Annotated in this window: 2 protein-coding genes; both read right to left on the bottom strand. The window is 57.8% G+C overall.

Annotation, left to right across the window (positions count from 1 at the left end):
• Window positions 1-374, bottom strand: a 374-nt coding sequence (locus ACXJ5O_RS27715) for a CoA-transferase (protein WP_457302714.1), incomplete at its 3' end; no start/stop codon positions are given.
• A gap of 1 nt (window position 375) precedes the next feature.
• Complete coding sequence (locus ACXJ5O_RS27710) at window positions 376-1,098, bottom strand: CoA transferase subunit A (protein ID WP_457302713.1); 723 nt, start codon at window positions 1,096-1,098, stop codon at window positions 376-378.
• Between the last annotated feature and the right edge of the window lie 50 nt (window positions 1,099-1,148).

The following is a 1,148-nucleotide window of genomic DNA, read 5'->3' as shown; positions in this document are numbered from 1 at the left end:
CCCTTCACCATCTTCCCCGGAACCATCCAGTTTGCGAGATCTCCATTGCGCGCGACCTGCATTGCGCCGAGGATTGAAAGATCGATATGACCGCCGCGGATCATGCCGAAACTGTCGGCACCGTTGAAATAGCTGGTCGTTGGCAGCTGAGTGATGGTCTGCTTGCCGGCATTGATCAAGTCGGCGTCTTCCTCGCCCTCATAGGGAAAAGGTCCCATGCCGAGCATGCCGTTCTCGCTCTGCAGCTGAACGCTCATTCCCGTCGGGATATAGTTGGCAACGAGCGTGGGTATACCGATACCGAGATTGACGTAAAAACCGTCTTCGAGTTCCCGTGCGGCCCGTTCGGCCATCTGATCGCGTGTCCAGGCCATCTCAGTTTACCTCACTTGCCGCGACAAGGCGCGGACGGGTCGTCCGTTGTTCGATGTGTTTGACGGGGTTGGGCACATGCACGATCCGCTTGACGAAAATACCGGGCGTATGCACCTGGTCGCCATCGATCTTGCCCGCGTCGACCAGATGTTCGACTTCAGCCACAGTGAACTTCGATGCGGTCGCCATGATCGGATTGAAGTTCCGCGCCGTCTTGCGGTAGACGAGGTTGCCTTCCGTATCGCCCTTGAAGGCATGGACGATGGAAAGGTCAGCGAATAGTCCACGCTCCATCACGTAGGATTCACCGTCGAATTCGCGCACGTCCTTGCCCTCGGCGATGATGGTGCCGACGCCTGTCTTGGTGAAGAAGGCCGGAATACCCGCCCCCCCGGCGCGAATGCGTTCGGCGAGCGTTCCCTGCGGGTTGAATTCCAGTTCGAGCTCGCCCGACAGATATTGCTGGGCAAACAGTTTGTTCTCGCCGACATAGGACGAGATCATCTTGCGGATCTGCTTGGTCTCGAGCAGCACGCCAAGTCCGATGCCATCGACGCCGGCATTGTTGGAGATGACGGTCAAATCCTTGACGCCGGAATCGCGGATCGCGTAGATCAGCGCCTCGGGTATGCCGCACAGGCCGAACCCGCCTGCCATGATGGTCATGCCGTCGAACAGCACGCCGTCCAGCGCATCGCTGACGTTTGATTGAACCTTTTTCAAGAAAAATCTCCCATTTCTCTATCCTCTGCGTGAACCGTATGGCTTGTACC

Source organism: Phyllobacterium sp. P5_D12, from assembly GCF_054049495.1.
The sequence above is the reverse complement of the archived record's forward strand: the minus strand, read 5'-3'. Positions and strand labels throughout refer to the sequence as shown.